The sequence below is a fragment of the Geotalea uraniireducens Rf4 genome, from assembly GCF_000016745.1.
GTDB classification, from domain to species: Bacteria; Desulfobacterota; Desulfuromonadia; order Geobacterales; family Geobacteraceae; genus Geotalea; species Geotalea uraniireducens.
Genome location: NC_009483.1, coordinates 2,892,843 through 2,909,216, shown reverse-complemented (window position 1 = coordinate 2,909,216; position 16,374 = coordinate 2,892,843). Strand labels below are relative to the sequence as shown.

Sequence of the window (16,374 nt, the reverse complement as noted above, 5' to 3'; positions counted from 1 at the left end):
GCGTATATGCGTAAGCCTCATGGTGTGGAGCTTAACGATCTGCGGGACTGGATCTGCTTGCTCAAGCGAGAAGAAGATCTTGTGGAAATAGACGTTCCAGTTGATGAAGTGCACGCGATAGGACCTATCACCCGCTCTGGCTTCAAAAGGAACCTTCCGGCTCTCCACTTTCTGAATCTGCTGCATTCAGAGGCATCCCTGCTCGTCAATGCTTTCGCTACGCGGCGGCGACTGGCTCTCCTGTTGGGAACTGAAGAAAGTCAACTGGTTCAGGAATACATCAAACGTACTGATAGAAATAGATGGTGCCCCCCCAAGGTGGCAGAAAAGGCCCCTTGCAAGGAGAAGAAACAATTCCACGAAGCGGTAGATATCCGCCGCTTTCCGCAAACCGTATGGAATCCTTGCGACGGTGGCCCCTACTTCACCATGGGGGTGGTCCGGGTGCGCAATCCGGGAAATGGGGCCGCCAACGTGTCGGTCAACCGGTTACAGGTGAAGGACAGGAATCATCTCACCATCTTTACCAATAAAGAGAGGGGCTTGGGGCGGGCCATCTGGAACTATTGGGAAAAGGGGGAGCCGGCACCGGTTGTGGTGACCTTTGGAGGGGATCCCTTTTATCTGCTGGCGGCCATCGACACACCGGGAGTGGACGATGACGAAATGGCACTGGCCGGTGGGATAAAAGGCCAACCCCTGGAGGTAGCCTACGGGGAAATATGCCGGGAGCTGGACTTTCCGGCAGGTGCTGAGGTGGTTTTTGAAGGGGTGGTTCACCCGGAGTCTTATGAGGACGAAGGGCCATTCGGTGAGGTAAACGGCTACCTAAGTGAACAGGGCATTGCCCCGGTCATGGAAATTCAGGCCGTCACACACCGCGATGAGCCGGTTTTCTCTGGTACTTACGCAGGAATTCCTCCGGTGGAGACCACGGTGATCCAGGACCTCATGATAGAGGCGACATTGACCAAAACGTTGCTGAAAAGCGGTGTCGATGTGGCGCAGATACATATCGTGCCGGGGAGCGGAGGTCACCAGGCCGCAATTTCCATACGGAAACGAAACGAGAACGACCTGCGCCGGGTGATTCGTTTCTCGATGGCGGTGTTACCGATAAAACAGGTACTTGTTACCGACGCCGATGTGGATGTCTCGATCCCGGAGCAGCGTCAGTGGGTCTTATCCACGCGGTTTGACCCGGCAAAGGACATTCATCTCATTCCTCATGCTCCAGCCATAAATATCGATCCGATGGCACAAGAGCTGGATGGAAAAAAAACGGTCACCAAGATGGCACTGGACGCAACCAGGCCTGAATGGGCCAAAGGTAATCCTTTCATAGTAGCGAAATCGCTTGTGGAACAAGCCGAAGAATTCCTGAATAAATACGTGCCGTTTGCTCCCCGAGACTAGAGTGGCCAGAGAGGTGTCAGTTGCCTATTGTTTCGTTGCAAAGATGTGAAGAGTACCAGTTCGAAAAGGTTTATGGCGCGGTAAAAAAAGCGTTTGCTGGTCTCGGTGACCCGACTCGCCTCCTCGGTCCCAAAGGAGGGAGGGTTCTAATCAAGCCGAACATGATGGCCGCGCATCCGCCGGATGCACATGTCTGCACCCACCCGGAAGTCGTCAGGGCAGTGATCAGGCTGGTTAAAGAACATGGGAGTCATCCGCTGGTCGGAGACAGTCCGGCTGGTCTCATCGGGAAATGGGACATTGACAACGTCTGGAAAGAAACGTCCATGGAGCGCATTGTCGAAGAAGAAGGTGCGGAAAAGGTGGTCTTCGAGAGATGCAAGATAACGAAGATAAAGACCCCCTACCTTGAAAAACTGGATGAACACCTGATCACCTCCCTGGCATATGAATGCGATGCGGTCATCAACGTCCCTAAATTCAAGACCCACACCTATATGACAATGTCCGGTGCGGTGAAAAATCTTTATGGGATGATTCCTGGCAAGTGGAAAGGAGAAATCCATTGCCGAGCACCAAAGCCGGAGGATTTCGGAAAGATAGTCGCCAGTCTGGCCCATTTGATCAAGCCAAAGCTGACCATCATGGACGCTATCTGCGGATTGGAAGGCGATGGCCCGGGCGCTGCCGGCTTGGTCAGGAATTTCGGCTGCGTGTTCGCAACGGATGACCCTGTGGCACTGGATTCAGTGCTCGCCTACATGATCGGAGTCAGATGGGACGACATCCCAGTGCTGAAAGCGGCAGGGGACAACTGTTGGGGAACAGTGGACATAGACCAGATAGACCTCGTCGGCGTGTCCAAAGATGAGCTGATCATCGAGGACTACCTGTTCCCCAAGAAAGTGCAGATCCGCAACCTGGAGCGATTTACCAGGATGGTCTACGCTCCGACCAGGGTTTACCCGAAAGTTCTTGAAGAAAAATGCAAGCTCTGCTTGCGCTGCCTGAAAAGTTGCCCGGTCAAAGCCATGCAGCTCAAGGCCAATGGCGGCAACAGGAAGCAGGTCGTGGTAGAAGGAGACAAGTGCATCGAATGTTGCTGCTGTTACGAGGTCTGCGATGTCAACGCGATTGACCTTTACGGCGGAAAAGAGGCTGCCGTCTGATTGAGCGCCGGTAGCTAATCCACAGAAAGGGAAGGAAACATGGTCGAGATTCCGAGTTTTATGGCTGCTATTAAAGAAAGCGATCCGGTATTTTATGAAAAGATCATCGAGATGAGAGAGTTCGCCTACAAAGACGGGGCACTCTCCAGCAAGATCAAACTCCTCATGATCATGTTGATGGATGCTGCATACGGTTCCAAGATAGGATGTGCCAAGATATCCGATATGGCGCGGAGAGTCGGCGCTACGGAAGAAGAGATACGGGAGACGGTCCGACTCTCCTTTATCATGGGAGGACTGAACGGTATTTCGTCAGGTCTGGGGGCTTATTTCGGCTTTGATTTCGAGAAAAACGACATATGTAATAAGTCCAAAATGATCACAAAGTGAAAGCACCGGGAGGGGAAATGCTGTTCCTTATAATAGAAAAGGCCATAGGTCAAATCCCAAAAGAGGCTTTGGAAGCTTCAGGCCGCTGCGCTGATTACTTTGCGGCGTTAAAAGAGAAAGGGAAACTGAAGGGGAATTATCATTTTGCAGGCATAGCCGGGGGCGCATACATTCTAGATGTCGAATCCAATGATGAGTTAGGGGAAACGATCATCAAATCCCCCTTCTACAAGTATACGAGCAGAGACATTTTCCCTCTGATGGATGAGCGGCGCTTGATCGAGGCCGAAAAGATAGCAGCCATGAATTAAAACCGGAACTGAGAAATCTATGGCAACAAGACATTTCACACGGGGCCAATGGTTTGCTTTGGCTGTAGCTTATGTATTCACATTGACGTATGTGATTTCACTGCAATCCATCCCTCCGTTGGTACATCTGCTAAAGAAGGAAATACCTCTCGACTATAGCCAGGTTGGCACTCTTATGGGAGTTTTCTCCCTGCCGGGAGTGCTAATCGCCATTCCGGGAGGAATTTGGGCGGATAGGCATAACATCCGTGTGATAGGCACCTTTTCCCTGGCGATGGTTGTCATCGGCAATACGACGGCAGCCTTCGCTCAGAATTACTGGTGGCTGATAGCTGGAAGACTTGTAGCCGGCGTCGGTGCAATGATGCTTGCCATATTGGGTCCCCAGATTCTGACCAGGTTATTTGATAAAGGGAAGATCGGTTTTGTCATGGGAATATTCAATACCTCTGTGCCAGTAGGGGTGCTCCTGTCGATGAATACCCTCGGGCTTCTCGGGGAGAGTCTGGGATGGAGGAACACCCTTTTTGCCTGCAACGGTGTGGCCATCGTCGCCTATCTGCTTTTTAGGCCACTATCCTCGGCACCACAAGCGGTTGAAGCATCCGGGAGCCCCGACGCAGCCACCTCCCCTCGGAGGGAAATAGGCGTAGGCATTGTCCTGCTTGCGAGTATCTGGCTCCTTTTCAATGCGGCCTGCCTCTCGTTCTTGACCTTTGGCATGGATCTCATTGCCGGAATCGGAAAGGGGCTTGGCGCTTCCCATTTTTTGGTAAGTTCGATCATGCTTGGCGCGTTAGTCCTTTCACCTTTTATCGGCTATCTAATCGACCGCTTCAATTACCGCTATTTCTATATTGTTACTGCCGGAATCATGATGGCAGCTTCGTTCTTGTTGCTCACCCGAACAGATGCCCCGGCACCATTGATAGCTCTATTAAGCATAGCGGTTGGACTCGTGCCGGTTTCTGTGTTTACCCTCGTTCTGAACGTCGTGGGAGCAAGACATATTGGCCTTGGTTATGGCGTGCTCAACACCTTCTTAAATGTGGGAAATTCGCTGGGGCCCTATGTGACGGGAAGAACTATTGATGCAGTAGGTTTCCCGGAAGCCGGTTTCTATGCGATGGCAACTTATTCGGGCCTCATGGCCTTGGTCGTGTTCCTGATGTGGAGAAACCAATTCAATGTTAGGGTGGCAGAGGCCCAACCGAGGCGGGCAGACAGCCTGGCATCGTGATAGACCAAGTGGGAAGGCTACGTAGACGAGAGTCAAATTAAGCTACGATATGGGAATCACGGAACTCTACCGAGTTCGGAAAGGAGGGGACTCAGGCCGGCTTCAATGCCAGGCCGTTGGGCGTTGTCTCTCAGCGTTTGTGACAGCTTTTGGGAACGCAGTAATTATAATCAATTATCAGGAGGAAAAAATGAGAAATCTTTTTAGTTATCTGGCAGCAGCAAGTCTCGTGATAGTCTTTGCCGGGCAGTCCTGGGCCAATTCGAAGTGCCATGAGGTCGAGATGAAGGTCACCACCTCTGCGATCGATCCAATGCTCCCCTACGGAAAATATGCCGGAACCGCTCTTGTCAGAATTGATGAGCAAGCCCCTATCCAGGCAATAGTGTCACTGGTAATGGTCGAGGTCAAGAATGGCGACGATGGCAAGATATACCCGACGAACGCCATGACCTTTGATTTCGGTTCCTTGGGGACCTTGAGCGTTCAAGACAAGTCAGTGCTCACCCCGACCGATACTCCATATATCTACACCATTAATTCAAGTCTGGACAACCTGACCGGCACCGGAGCCTTCGCGGATGTGATAGGCAGGTTGAGGGGCCATGGTCAGTTATCGTTCGCCACGACGGTTGCCACAGTCGAAGATGAGGGGAGAATCTGCTGGTAGAGGTTCCTCGTACTCAAACTTCCGCTTGGGGAACGCAATTACTCAGAAAGTATGGGATTTGCGTTAAGGTAAAGCAGAGCTTCACTAGAGAGATGGAGATGTTCAACTTTGGGAAGAAAAAAGGCCTGCTCGATGCAGGCCTTTTAACGTGTGGATGACTACATTCTGCCGCCATAGCTGTGCAGTCCTGATAAAATTAGATTGACCCCAAGATAACAGAAGATGGTGGCGGCAAAACCGACAATGGAGAGAATGGCCGCCTTTTTCCCTACCCATCCCTTGGTGATGCGGGCATGAAGAAAAGCTGCGTAAACGAACCAGACAATCAGCGACCAGGTTTCCTTCGGGTCCCAGCTCCAGTAAGTACCCCAGGCGTAATTCGCCCATGCAGCACCGGTAACAATGCCGAGGGTCAGCAGCGGAAAGCCGATCATGATTGCCTTGTAGTTGAGGTCGTCCAGTACTCTGGCAACGGGAAATGCGCCGACAATGCTGTCGGTCTGACCACTGACTTCACCTGACTTCTGCCTGGCTTTAATCAGGTACATGATGGAAATACCGCAGGCAACGGCAAACGCGGCATAGCCGAGAAAACTGGTGATAACGTGGTAAAGTAGCCAGTTGCTCTGCAGTGCCGGCACCAGGGGTTCTATGCCGCTACTGAGGCCCAGTTGCGCCCAGGCCATGCCCATGAGGGCGAACGGAACGACGAAGGCGCCGATGACCCGGTACTTGTAACGGAGATCGAGCAGGGCAAAAATCAGTATGATCGTCCAGGAAAAGAACACTACAGATTCATACAGATTGGACAAGGGGGCATGACCATGTCCAATCAGGTATGATTCTCTCCAACGCAGCCCTATTGCGACCGTCTGCACAACGAAGCCGGAATATGCCGCTATGCTTCCCATCAAGCCGAGGATGCGATTTTTACTGGCCAGGTAGGCAAAGAATACTACCGTAGCCAGAAGGTATGAAACGGTTGTCACATTGAACAGCAGCGAACTGGTCATGACGATTTCCTTCGTATTACAGTACCGTTAGTATTTTAGCCGATGGTTGACAATTGGCCGTGGAGGGAGCAGTATTCGCGTACCGTAATACTTCCGGCCGTGATGGGGAAGGTTGCTTCCGGCGCATCTCCCGGCTTCAAAGCCTGACGGTAAACAGTGCCGTCGGCGATGACTTCAATCCATTCGATATAGTGTTGTTCCTCCATGGGATGGGGTACGCTGCCGACCTTGACGGTGACGGAACCGTTTGCTTTTTCCAGAACGGGCAGATGTTTTTCACGGGATGCGTCTACCGTATTCTCAACCTGTAATTGCATTGGACTGCCGCAGCAGACAAGGTCTCCCGGGCCGGAATGAAGGATTTCAATGATGTTTCCGCAGCTTTCGCATTTGTAGATTTCCAGATTTTTTGCCATGGGTGGTTCCTCCTAGAAGTATTGATTGTTTGGATAAATAAGACCATAACGGTCTTTTTAATCCTTATATCAGTATTCCACTTCTGTTGCAACTGTATTTGTGAGATTTTTGCCGCGGTCACTGGGCGGCAGTGAAATTTACTGCTTGACCGATTGCGTGTGAATGGTAGGATTAATCTTGGTTAATATGCTGGTGGTCATAACGAAGGGAGGAACATTTATGCAAACCTTTGTCATGCTGACTCGCCTCTCCCCGGAAGCGCTCAATTCCCCCAAACATCTGGAAGAACTTGAAAGCAAGGCGGTTAAATGCATCAGCACTGAATGCCCCCAGGTCAAATGGGTGCACAATTTTGCCATCCTGGGCGGATGCGATTATCTGGATATTTTTCAGGCTCCTGATATGGATACGGCCATAAAGGTAGCTACCATTGTCCGCACATTCGGGCATGCATCTACCGAGGTATGGGGGGCTGTAGAGTGGCAAAAATACAAGGCAATGATTCGTCATCTGCCTGGTGGTGTTGATTTGTCGGCCATCAGGTGAGTGAAAAGTTGCAACAAAATTGACGTCATGCAAAATTAAAACAGTGGTGGGAGATAACCATGGAATGTGACAGCCAGAAACACAAAGAGCATATGTGTGCTCTCAAGGAAAAGGGTGATTTGGAACTGATTGGGTGTCTTTCGACCAACCCAACCGTGGAGTGCGGCAATTGCAGGGCGAAAGCCGATAAGCCGGAAAATGTCTGTAATCCGGTCGAACTGCCTAAATAGCCTGGATGAAGATGGTGCCGACGTAAAACCGGCGTTGTGCTGCGGTAGTATGTTGCAGTGCCGCCCCGGGCAATTTTCCTAGCCGACTTCCGTATATTCCCGTTCCCGGAATTCGACGCCGAGCGATTCGGCAAGTCTCTTTACTTCTGCGATGTCCAGACCCGGAACGGTGACGGCGCTGGCAATCACCTGCGGAATGTACTGTTTGGCTTCCCGGAGAAATGTGCAGACGCCGGTGAAACCATCCTTGCTGAACGGCGTATTGCAGAGCAGGTCGTAGGTATCTTCGTCTGCCGCGTTGAGGCTGACGGAAACGGTGTCGATCAGTCCCGCAAGTTCCGGCAGTATATTCCTGCCATAGACCAGGTTTGCCTGGCCGTCCGTATTGATCCTGATTCTCATCCCCTGTTTTTTTAGGGCAGCAGCGACCTCCTTGATCAGATCAAGGCGCAAAAGCGGCTCGCCGTACCCGCAGAAAACCACTTCGTCATACCCCTTATGCGCGGCGATTGCCGCCATCACCTCTGAAAAATCAGGCTCATGGTCAAGGAGCAGGTAGTGTCCTTTTACCGTGAAATCCTCAAATTTGGCACAGAACGAACAGCGGTTCGAGCAGCGGTTGGTTATGTTCAGGTAGAGCGAGTTTCTGATGCGGTAGGCGATCTGGGCGTTCTGGTTTTTCCTGCCGATGCTGAACAGACTCTGGACATTGAGGGTGGTGATGCGACTGACGTCTTCCAACGTGAGCCCCTTCAACTCCGCGATCTTTTCCGCGGCAAACCGGACATATGCAGGTTCGTTACGCTTGCCCCGGTGGGGAACCGGCGTCAGATAGGGACAATCGGTTTCCACGAGCATCTTCTCGACCTTTACCCCTCTGACCACCTGGCGCAGTGCTTCATTGCCCGGGTAGGTGATGGTGCCAGGGATGGAGATGTAGAATCCCAGCGCTATGCATGCGTTGGCCATTTCCAGATCGCCGGAAAAGCAATGGAAGACGCCGCCGACATCGGCGGCTTTTTCTTCTTTAACCAGCGTCATCACCCGTTCATGGGCATCACGGTCATGGACGATGATCGGCAGGGAAAGCTCCCTGGCCAGGTTGATGAAGCGGCGAAATACCGTTTCCTGGATTTCTCTCGGTGAACGGTCGCGGTAGAAATCGAGACCGATCTCTCCGATGGCTACTACCTTGTCGTTACCGTTGGCCATATCCCGGATCACATCGTAACATTTTTCCGTGACGCGTGATGCATCGTGGGGGTGAATGCCGACAGCACAGTAGATGTTTTCATATTTTGCGGCCAGTTCGCAGGCGTCCTTGCTTGTTTCAAGGTCGGTGCCGACGACGATGATCTGTTCTACCCCCGCCTCGGCCGCCCGTTGCAGCATTTCGTCGAAATCGTTGCTGAATTCAAGGCCGTAGATATGGGCATGGGAATCTATTAGAAAAGGTTTGGCAGTCATGGTTCCTCATTTCTGTCTTTAAAAAATACAATATTCAGCCCAAAGAATAGCATCGACAGCGGATGCATGCAAAATAATTATGGGGCTGTTTTACGCAGGGTTGATTTCTGAGGTTAAAAGGGGAATGTAAATGTGAGCAAAAGTTCAACAAGATACCTGATTGGCCCTCATCTTCAGCCAATGGAGAAAAGGACGTATTCTGTCACATGTCTAGAGTAGTGTCATAGTGAAATAAGCCAAGGAGGCCACTATGACGAAGAATCACTTTCAGTTTCAACAAGGGCTCAGCTTGAACGACTTTTTGTACAGCTATGGCACTGAAGAGCAATGTTCAGCGATCTTGGAAAAGAGCCGCTGGCCCCAGGGTTTCAAATGTCCTTCCTGTCAGAGTACCAGCCACTGTGTAGTCTGGCATGCACAAGTCAAAACATTTCAGTGCAATCGGTGTCATACCCAGACAACGCTGACCGCAGGCTCGATTTTTCACTCAACCAAGTTGCCGCTGGTCCAATGGTTTCAGGCCATGTACTTTCTCACGCAAACCAAGAACAATGTCTCGGCTCTGGAGTTGAAGCGCCTGATCGGTGTTTGCTACAAAACCGCATGGCGTGTGAAGCACAAGCTCATGCAAGTTATGGTTGAACAGGAGCAGGACACGATTTTGCTCGGCCGGGTCGAAGTAGATGATGCCTACCTGGGTGGAGAAAACCCAGGAGGCAAGGCCGGGCGAGGTTCGGAAAACAAGACGCCGTTTATTGCTGCTGTTGAAACCAATGAAAAGGGCCATCCACTTCGTGCTGTGTTTACAAAGGTGCCAGCCTTTAACCGCGAAGTAGTCACCGAATGGGCAAAACGGTCACTGTCAGCTTCAGCGACAGTGGTAAGCGACGGACTGGCCTGCTTTCGTGCAGTTACCGAGGCTGGATGTTTCCATACCCCAACCATTGTCGGGAAGAAACGCAAGAGTACCGACATTGTGTGTTTCAATTGGGTCAATACCATTCTCGGCAACCTCAAGACGTCGATCTCTGGAACGTACCATGCATTTGATTTCGAAAAGTATGGAACTCGTTACCTGGCTGAGGTTCAATACCGATTCAACCGCCGGAAGGATCTGCGCGGCATGCTCTCGCGACTGATCTCGGCGGCGGCTACTACTGGCAAGCATCCCGAGCACAATCTCAGACTGGCTGAAGATTGGCGCTAATCAGGACAAGATATGTCTCACGCAACGACGCACCAAAAGTAGGCGCTTAAAAGCGCCTACTTTTGGTGCGTGAAAAAAACTGCCTGGTTCCGTAGGGTTATCGTGCCAGCCTGGCGGCAATGGAGGCCACATGTTTTCCCTGATAACGCGCCGCGGCAAGATCGTTTTCACTCGGACTCCGTTCTCCCTGGGTGCCGGCAATGGTGGATGCGCCGTAGGGCGATCCTCCGATTATCTCGTCATTGCGCATCTGTCCCTGAAAGGCGTAGGGCAATCCCACAACGACCATTCCCTGGTGGAGCAGGGTGATGTGAAAGCTGAGTATGGTGGATTCCTGTCCACCGTGCTGGGTTGCGGAGCTGGTGAAGACGCTTCCCAATTTGCCGACCAGCGATCCTTTCATCCAGAGGCCGCCGGTTGCATCAAGAAATTGACGCATCTGACCGCACATGTTGCCGAACCGGGTCGGGGTGCCGAAAATGATCGCGTCGGCATCGGCCAGTTCCCCAATGGTGCAGACCGGTATCTGCGCCATCTTTTTCTGCGTCTCTACAGCACCCATTTTTTCCAGTACATCAGCCGGCAGGGTTTCGGGGACGCGGCGGATCAAGACCTCGGCTCCGGCCACTTCCCGTGCACCTTCGGCTACTGCCTCGGCCATCCGGTGAATGTGGCCGTACATGGAATAATAGGCTATTAGAACTTTCATCTTGCGACCTCCCGTCGGTAATGGTTGGTTAACAGCTCCGATTACAATCAGTTGTAAAATGTATCATGAATAAAAAGGAGTGCAAATGGCGGCGGGAATTGCGTGCGTCGCTTGTTGACAGTACCGCGCTTTTCGTGTAATAATAACAAAATTTTTTAGCGATACTAAAAGGGAGCCATGCAGCAGAACCGGCTCCCATCATTGTATTTAGAGGCATATGAGCGAAGCAAACTTTGTACATTTACATCTACACACCCAGTATTCCCTTCTGGACGGAGCGATTCGGCTCGGCGACCTGGTCAAGAAAGCCAAGGGGTATGAGATGCCTGCCGTGGCCATTACCGACCACGGCAGCATGTTCGGTGCCATCGAGTTCTACACCAAGTGCAAGGACAAGGGGATCAAACCGATCATCGGCAGCGAGGTCTACATCGCGCCGGGGTCGCGTTTCAGCAAGGAGAGCGGCAACGGCCACGAGTCGACGTCAAGCTACCATCTGATCCTGCTCTGCGAAAACCTCCAGGGATACAAGAACCTTTCCTGGCTGGTCTCCGCCGGTTACAAGGAGGGATTCTACTACAAGCCGCGCATCGATAAAGAGATTCTTGCCCAGCACAGCGAAGGCCTGATAGCCCTTTCCGCCTGCCTCAAGGGTGAGGTGGCTTACCAGTGTGGTCGCAATCGAGTTGAAGATGCCATTGCGACGGCCCGCTGGTACTCGGAGATATTCCCTGACCGCTACTACATAGAGTTGCAGGAAAACACCCTGCCGGAACAGGATCTGGTCAACAAGCGCCTTCTGGATCTGGCTGCGGAACTTTCACTTCCGCTTGTGGCGACCAATGACTGCCACTACCTCAACCGGGAAGATGCCAAGGCACACGAGGTGCTCCTTTGCATCCAGACCGGCAAGACCATGAACGATCCGAATCGCATGCACTTTTCCGCGGAAGAGTTCTACTTCAAGTCCCCCCAGGAGATGGCTGCGGCTTTCCACTATGCGCCGGAGGCAATCGCCAATACTGTGCGCATTGCCGAGCGCTGCAACCTGGAGCTGGATTTCAAGACCTACCATTTCCCCCAGTACATCAAGCCCGCCGACAAGACCCTCGACGATGTCCTGGAGGAACAGTCCTACGAAGGCCTCAAAGAGCGGCTGGTGACGGTACGCGCCAAGTATCCGGACATTACCCCGGAGCAGGAACAGGGCTACTATGAGCGGCTTCGCATCGAGCTGGATTGTATCAAGCAGATGGGATTTCCCGGTTATTTCCTCATCGTCGCCGACTTCATCAACTGGGCCAAGGACCACGGCATTCCGGTCGGCCCGGGCCGTGGTTCGGCAGCCGGTTCGCTGGTTGCCTATTCCATCCGCATTACCGATATTGACCCGATCCCCTATAACCTACTGTTCGAGCGGTTTCTCAACCCGGAACGTATCTCCATGCCTGATATCGACGTGGACTTCTGCCAGGACCGCCGCGAGGAGGTGATCCAGTACGTCACCGAGAAGTATGGCCGGGACAAGGTCTGCCAGATCATCACCTTCGGTACCATGGCGGCCCGCGGCGTGTTGCGCGATGTAGGGCGGGCGCTGGACATGGCGTACGGCGACGTGGACAAGATCGCCAAGCTGGTCCCCGAGGTGCTTGGCATCACCCTGGACAAGGCTCTGCAGCAGGAGCCGAAATTGAACGAACTGGCTGCGGCAGATCGGCGTGTGAAGGAGCTGCTGGACGTGGCCCTTTGTCTGGAAGGGTTGGCGCGCCATGCCTCAACCCACGCCGCAGGGGTGGTTGTCGCCCCGGACGTGCTGGAGGAGTTCTGCCCGGTCTACAAGGACCAGAAGAACGGCTCCATCACCACCCAGTATTCCATGAAGTACGTGGAAAAGATCGGCCTCGTCAAGTTCGACTTCCTGGGTCTCAAGAACCTTACGGTCATCCATAACGCCGTCAAGATCATCCGTGCCGGCAAGGACCCGGCGTTCGATATCACTTTACTGCGGGACGATGATGAGGAGAGTTACCGTCTCCTTCAGTCCGGCAACACCACGGGCGTCTTCCAGCTCGAGTCATCCGGCATGCAGGGGCTCCTGGTCAAACTCAAGCCGTCCTGCTTCGAGGATATAATTGCGGTCTGCGCCCTCTACCGGCCGGGCCCCCTTGGAAGCGGCATGGTGGATGACTTCATTGACCGCAAACATGGCAAGAAAAAGGTGGTCTACGACCTGCCGCAGTTGGAGCCGATCCTCAAGGACACCTACGGAGTCATCGTCTACCAGGAACAGGTCATGCAGATCTCCCGGACCCTGGCCGGGTATTCACTTGGGCAGGCCGACCTGCTCCGGCGGGCAATGGGCAAGAAAGATCCGGAGGTCATGGCCAAGGAAAAAATTCCTTTCCTTGCCGGCGCAAAAGAGCAGGGGATCGACCCGAAGAAGGCGGAGTCTATCTTCGACCTGATGGCCAAGTTTGCCGAATACGGCTTCAACAAGTCCCACTCCGCGGCTTACGCCCTGGTCGCCTACCAGACCGCCTATCTCAAGGCCCACTACCCGGTGGAGTTCATGGCGGCACTCCTGACTGAAGACATGGGGAACACCGACAAGGTCATCAAGAACATCAGCGACTGTCGGGATATGGGGATCGAAGTGCTGCCGCCGGACATCAATGCCTCGGATCACTCCTTCCGCGTCCTTGGGAAATCCATCCGTTTCGGCCTCGGTGCGGTCAAGAACGTCGGCGAGTCTGCTATCGAGGCAATAATCGAGTCCCGCAAGTCGGGATCTTTTGCGGACATCTATGACTTCTGCGAGCGGGTCGACCTGCGCCGGGTCAACAAGCGGGTCGTTGAATCCCTGGTCAAGTGCGGCGCCTTTGATTCCACCGGCGCCAGGCGGGCTCCCCTCATGGCCGCGCTGGAAGACGCCATGGTCTTGGGGCAGAAGATACAGCAGGAGCGGGATAGCGCCCAGGTATCGTTGTTCGGTGTGGCGGAGATAGTCAGGGGGAACGGCAACGGCAAAGGTAGCCTGCCGGATGTGCCGGAATGGGATGACAAGCTCCTTCTCAATCAGGAAAAGGAGGCCCTCGGTTTCTACATCACCGGCCATCCCCTCGACCGCTATTCTTCCCAAATCAAGCGTTTTGCCACCGTGCATACCTCTGATTTCGGGGAAATATCCGACCGGGCCGAGGTGAAGCTCTGTGGCATAGTTGTGACGAAAAAGGAGTTCATCACAAAGAAGGGTGAGCGCATGGCCTTCGTTACCCTGGAAGATTTGCACGGCTCCGTAGAAGTGGTGGTTCTGGCAAAGGTGTATGCCAAGGTCGCCCAGTACCTGGAGGGGGATGATCCGCTCCTCGTCAGCGGCAGCGTAGAGGTGGGGGAGAAGAACACCAAGGTTATTGCGAGCGATATCGTGCTGCTCAGGGAAGTGAACGAAAGGGAGAGTCGACGGGTCCATGTCACTGTCCAGGCGACCGGTCTGGAGCGGCCGCAGCTGGAGTCACTCAAGGGGATCATCAACCGCTACCCGGGCGCCTGCAAATCGTTTCTGCATATCGTCATCCCCGCGGAATCGAAGACGACGATAATTCTTCCGGATTCATACAAGCTTGCCGCCAGCGAAGAATTATCACTGGATGTGAAGAACCTGCTGGGTTATAATGCCGTTTCTTTCGAGTAGTTTGCGAACAGTCTTGTTGGGAATTAAATTGTTATCAAAGGAGACATAAATAAAATGGCGACGCAATATTATCTTGAATTTGAAAAGCCGCTTGCCGACCTGGAGCGCAAGATTGAAGAGTTGCAAGAATTGTCCAGCGATACCCTGGATCTGAAGGCGGAAATTGCCAAGCTGGAAAAAAAGGCTGAAAAGGTTCAGGAAGACATATTTTCCAATCTCAGCCGTTGGCAGACCGCACAGGTTGCGCGCCATATCAATCGCCCCTTTACCCTTGATTACCTGAACCTTATTTTTACCGAATTCATCGAGTTGCATGGCGACCGCAATTTTGGTGACGATCATGCTATCGTCGGCGGTCTGGCAAGGCTGGACGGTGTACCCGTGATGGTTATCGGCCACCAGAAGGGACGTGACACCAAGGAGAAGGTCTACCGCAATTTCGGCATGCCGAACCCGGAAGGATATCGCAAGGCATTGCGGCTCATGGAGATGGCAGAGCGGTTCAAGCTTCCTATCATCACCTTTGTCGACACCCCGGGTGCTTTTCCCGGCATCGGCGCCGAGGAACGGGGGCAGGCTGAGGCCATCGCCCGCAACCTGCGGGAGATGTCGCGGCTGTCTGTGCCGATTATAGTCGTCATTACCGGCGAAGGTGGCTCCGGCGGCGCGCTGGCCATTGCGGTCGGGGATCGCATCCTGATGCTCGAGCATTCCGTCTATGCGGTCATCTCGCCCGAGGGGTGCGCGGCCATCCTCTGGTCCGACGGTACCAAGGGGGAACAGGCGGCCGAGGCGTTGAAACTGACGGCAAAGGATATCAAGGAGCTTGAAGTAAGCGATGAAATCGTCAAAGAACCCCTGGGCGGCGCCCACCGTGATCATCAGACCATGGCAAAGTCTCTCCACGAAGCCCTGAGCCGGAACCTGAAGGAATTGCAGCGGATACCGGCGGACCAGCTCGTCGAGGAGCGCTACCAGAAGTTCCGCAGGATGTCGCGGTTTGTGGAGTAGCAGGCTGTAGGCAAATAACTAGGGGCTGAGGTTTTAGACTTTTGGTTGTATTCATTGTCTTCAATCCTTAGCCTTTTTTCTTATTGGAGATGTATGCTCGAAAGATTGCAAAAAATATTATCCCAGGCGGGGATTGCCTCGCGCCGGGAGGCGGAACGGATCATCACCGACGGGCGGGTCGCTGTCAACGGTCAGGTGGTGACGGAGTTGGGGACGAAAGCGGATGCGGAAAAGGACCGTATAACGGTTGACGGCAGGCCGATCAGGGTGGAAGCGAATAAGCTCTACGTCCTTTTGTACAAGCCGGTCGGCTACATGACCACCATGAAAGATCCCGAGGGGCGTCCTATCGTCACCGACCTGCTGAAAGGGATCAAGGAGCGGGTCTATCCAGTCGGGCGGCTTGACTACAATACGGAAGGGCTGCTGCTATTGACCAATGACGGCGCGCTGGCAAACAGGCTTGCCCATCCGAGCCATGAGGTGGACAAGGGGTATCTGGTCCGGGTCAGGGGCAAGGTGACACCGGCACAGTTGAAGCACCTGGCTGTCGGAGTTGATCTTGAGGACGGCAGGACAGCGCCGGCGGTGGTTTCACTGGTGCGGGAGAGTGAACAGAATTGCTGGATTTCCATTACCATTCACGAGGGGCGTTATCGGCAGGTGCGTCGCATGTGTGAAGCGGTGGGGTTGACGGTGGTTCGGCTGAAGAGGTCCCGTTATGGTTTTCTGGAAATCGGCGAACTGAAACCTGGCGAATACCGACTGTTGACGCCGGCAGAGGTTGAGCGTCTGCAAAGAGGGGAACGCTGAAGACCCTTGCTTTGGATAAAATAAGGCCGCCCGGCTTGTACTGACCGGGCGGCCTTTTTCTTTTCATGATGGAG

At 53.4% G+C, this 16,374-nt stretch carries 16 protein-coding genes; 12 read left to right on the top strand and 4 right to left on the bottom strand.

Annotation, left to right across the window (positions count from 1 at the left end):
* Window positions 1–6 precede the first annotated feature (6 nt).
* From GURA_RS12825 to GURA_RS12800, 6 genes are all read left to right on the top strand, one after another.
* Window positions 7–1,416: a UbiD family decarboxylase gene (locus GURA_RS12825; RefSeq protein ID WP_011939384.1), complete on the top strand. Its 1,410-nt coding sequence runs from the start codon at window positions 7–9 to the stop codon at window positions 1,414–1,416.
* Between the two features lie 20 nt (window positions 1,417–1,436).
* The gene (locus tag GURA_RS12820) at window positions 1,437–2,585 is read left to right on the top strand and encodes a DUF362 domain-containing protein (protein ID WP_011939383.1); all 1,149 of its coding nucleotides are present in this window, start codon (window positions 1,437–1,439) and stop codon (window positions 2,583–2,585) included.
* A gap of 39 nt (window positions 2,586–2,624) precedes the next feature.
* Complete coding sequence (locus GURA_RS12815) at window positions 2,625–2,975, top strand: carboxymuconolactone decarboxylase family protein (protein ID WP_011939382.1); 351 nt, start codon at window positions 2,625–2,627, stop codon at window positions 2,973–2,975.
* A gap of 17 nt (window positions 2,976–2,992) precedes the next feature.
* Window positions 2,993–3,286, top strand: coding sequence for a muconolactone Delta-isomerase family protein (locus tag GURA_RS12810; protein WP_041245440.1), 294 nt, complete (start codon window positions 2,993–2,995; stop codon window positions 3,284–3,286).
* 19 nt (window positions 3,287–3,305) lie between these two features.
* Window positions 3,306–4,526: an MFS transporter gene (locus GURA_RS12805; protein WP_041245439.1), complete on the top strand. Its 1,221-nt coding sequence runs from the start codon at window positions 3,306–3,308 to the stop codon at window positions 4,524–4,526.
* A 190-nt stretch (window positions 4,527–4,716) separates the two neighbouring features.
* Window positions 4,717–5,196, top strand: coding sequence for a hypothetical protein (locus GURA_RS12800; protein ID WP_011939379.1), 480 nt, complete (start codon window positions 4,717–4,719; stop codon window positions 5,194–5,196).
* 158 nt (window positions 5,197–5,354) lie between these two features.
* Here GURA_RS12800 and ccsB read toward each other — a convergent pair whose 3' ends face one another.
* Together ccsB and GURA_RS12790 are read right to left on the bottom strand one after the other, a co-directional pair.
* Window positions 5,355–6,209 carry a c-type cytochrome biogenesis protein CcsB gene (ccsB, locus tag GURA_RS12795; protein ID WP_011939378.1) on the bottom strand — a complete coding sequence of 285 codons (855 nt, stop codon included), beginning with the start codon at window positions 6,207–6,209 and terminating at the stop codon, window positions 5,355–5,357.
* Between the two features lie 35 nt (window positions 6,210–6,244).
* A complete protein-coding gene (locus GURA_RS12790; protein ID WP_011939377.1) occupies window positions 6,245–6,625 on the bottom strand; it encodes a desulfoferrodoxin in 381 nt (126 codons plus the stop codon).
* 220 nt (window positions 6,626–6,845) lie between these two features.
* On the opposite strand from GURA_RS12790, the gene GURA_RS12785 reads away from it, so the two are divergent.
* Both GURA_RS12785 and GURA_RS24670 read left to right on the top strand, forming a co-directional pair.
* Entirely contained in the window at window positions 6,846–7,172 is a 327-nt protein-coding gene (locus GURA_RS12785) for a GYD domain-containing protein (protein WP_011939376.1), read from the top strand.
* Between the two features lie 59 nt (window positions 7,173–7,231).
* Entirely contained in the window at window positions 7,232–7,402 is a 171-nt protein-coding gene (locus GURA_RS24670) for a hypothetical protein (protein ID WP_011939375.1), read from the top strand.
* 78 nt (window positions 7,403–7,480) lie between these two features.
* Here the strand turns inward: GURA_RS24670 and GURA_RS12780 are convergent, their stop codons facing one another.
* On the bottom strand, window positions 7,481–8,869 hold the full coding sequence (locus GURA_RS12780) for a TatD family hydrolase (protein WP_011939374.1): 1,389 nt from the start codon (window positions 8,867–8,869) through the stop codon (window positions 7,481–7,483).
* Window positions 8,870–9,119: 250 nt separating this feature from the next.
* On the opposite strand from GURA_RS12780, the gene GURA_RS12775 reads away from it, so the two are divergent.
* Window positions 9,120–10,076 (top strand): IS1595-like element ISGur2 family transposase, encoded by a 957-nt coding sequence (locus GURA_RS12775; protein ID WP_011937014.1) that lies wholly within the window; start codon window positions 9,120–9,122, stop codon window positions 10,074–10,076.
* 97 nt (window positions 10,077–10,173) lie between these two features.
* Here GURA_RS12775 and wrbA read toward each other — a convergent pair whose 3' ends face one another.
* Entirely contained in the window at window positions 10,174–10,785 is a 612-nt protein-coding gene (gene wrbA / locus GURA_RS12770; RefSeq protein ID WP_011939373.1) for an NAD(P)H:quinone oxidoreductase, read from the bottom strand.
* 217 nt (window positions 10,786–11,002) lie between these two features.
* On the opposite strand from wrbA, the gene dnaE reads away from it, so the two are divergent.
* The 3 genes from dnaE to GURA_RS12755 all read left to right on the top strand — a co-directional run bounded on the left by dnaE (window position 11,003) and on the right by GURA_RS12755 (window position 16,300).
* Window positions 11,003–14,476 (top strand): DNA polymerase III subunit alpha, encoded by a 3,474-nt coding sequence (gene dnaE / locus GURA_RS12765; protein WP_011939372.1) that lies wholly within the window; start codon window positions 11,003–11,005, stop codon window positions 14,474–14,476.
* 54 nt (window positions 14,477–14,530) lie between these two features.
* Window positions 14,531–15,487: an acetyl-CoA carboxylase carboxyltransferase subunit alpha gene (locus tag GURA_RS12760; protein ID WP_011939371.1), complete on the top strand. Its 957-nt coding sequence runs from the start codon at window positions 14,531–14,533 to the stop codon at window positions 15,485–15,487.
* A gap of 93 nt (window positions 15,488–15,580) precedes the next feature.
* The gene (locus GURA_RS12755) at window positions 15,581–16,300 is read left to right on the top strand and encodes a pseudouridine synthase (protein ID WP_011939370.1); all 720 of its coding nucleotides are present in this window, start codon (window positions 15,581–15,583) and stop codon (window positions 16,298–16,300) included.
* Window positions 16,301–16,374: the final 74 nt, after the last annotated feature.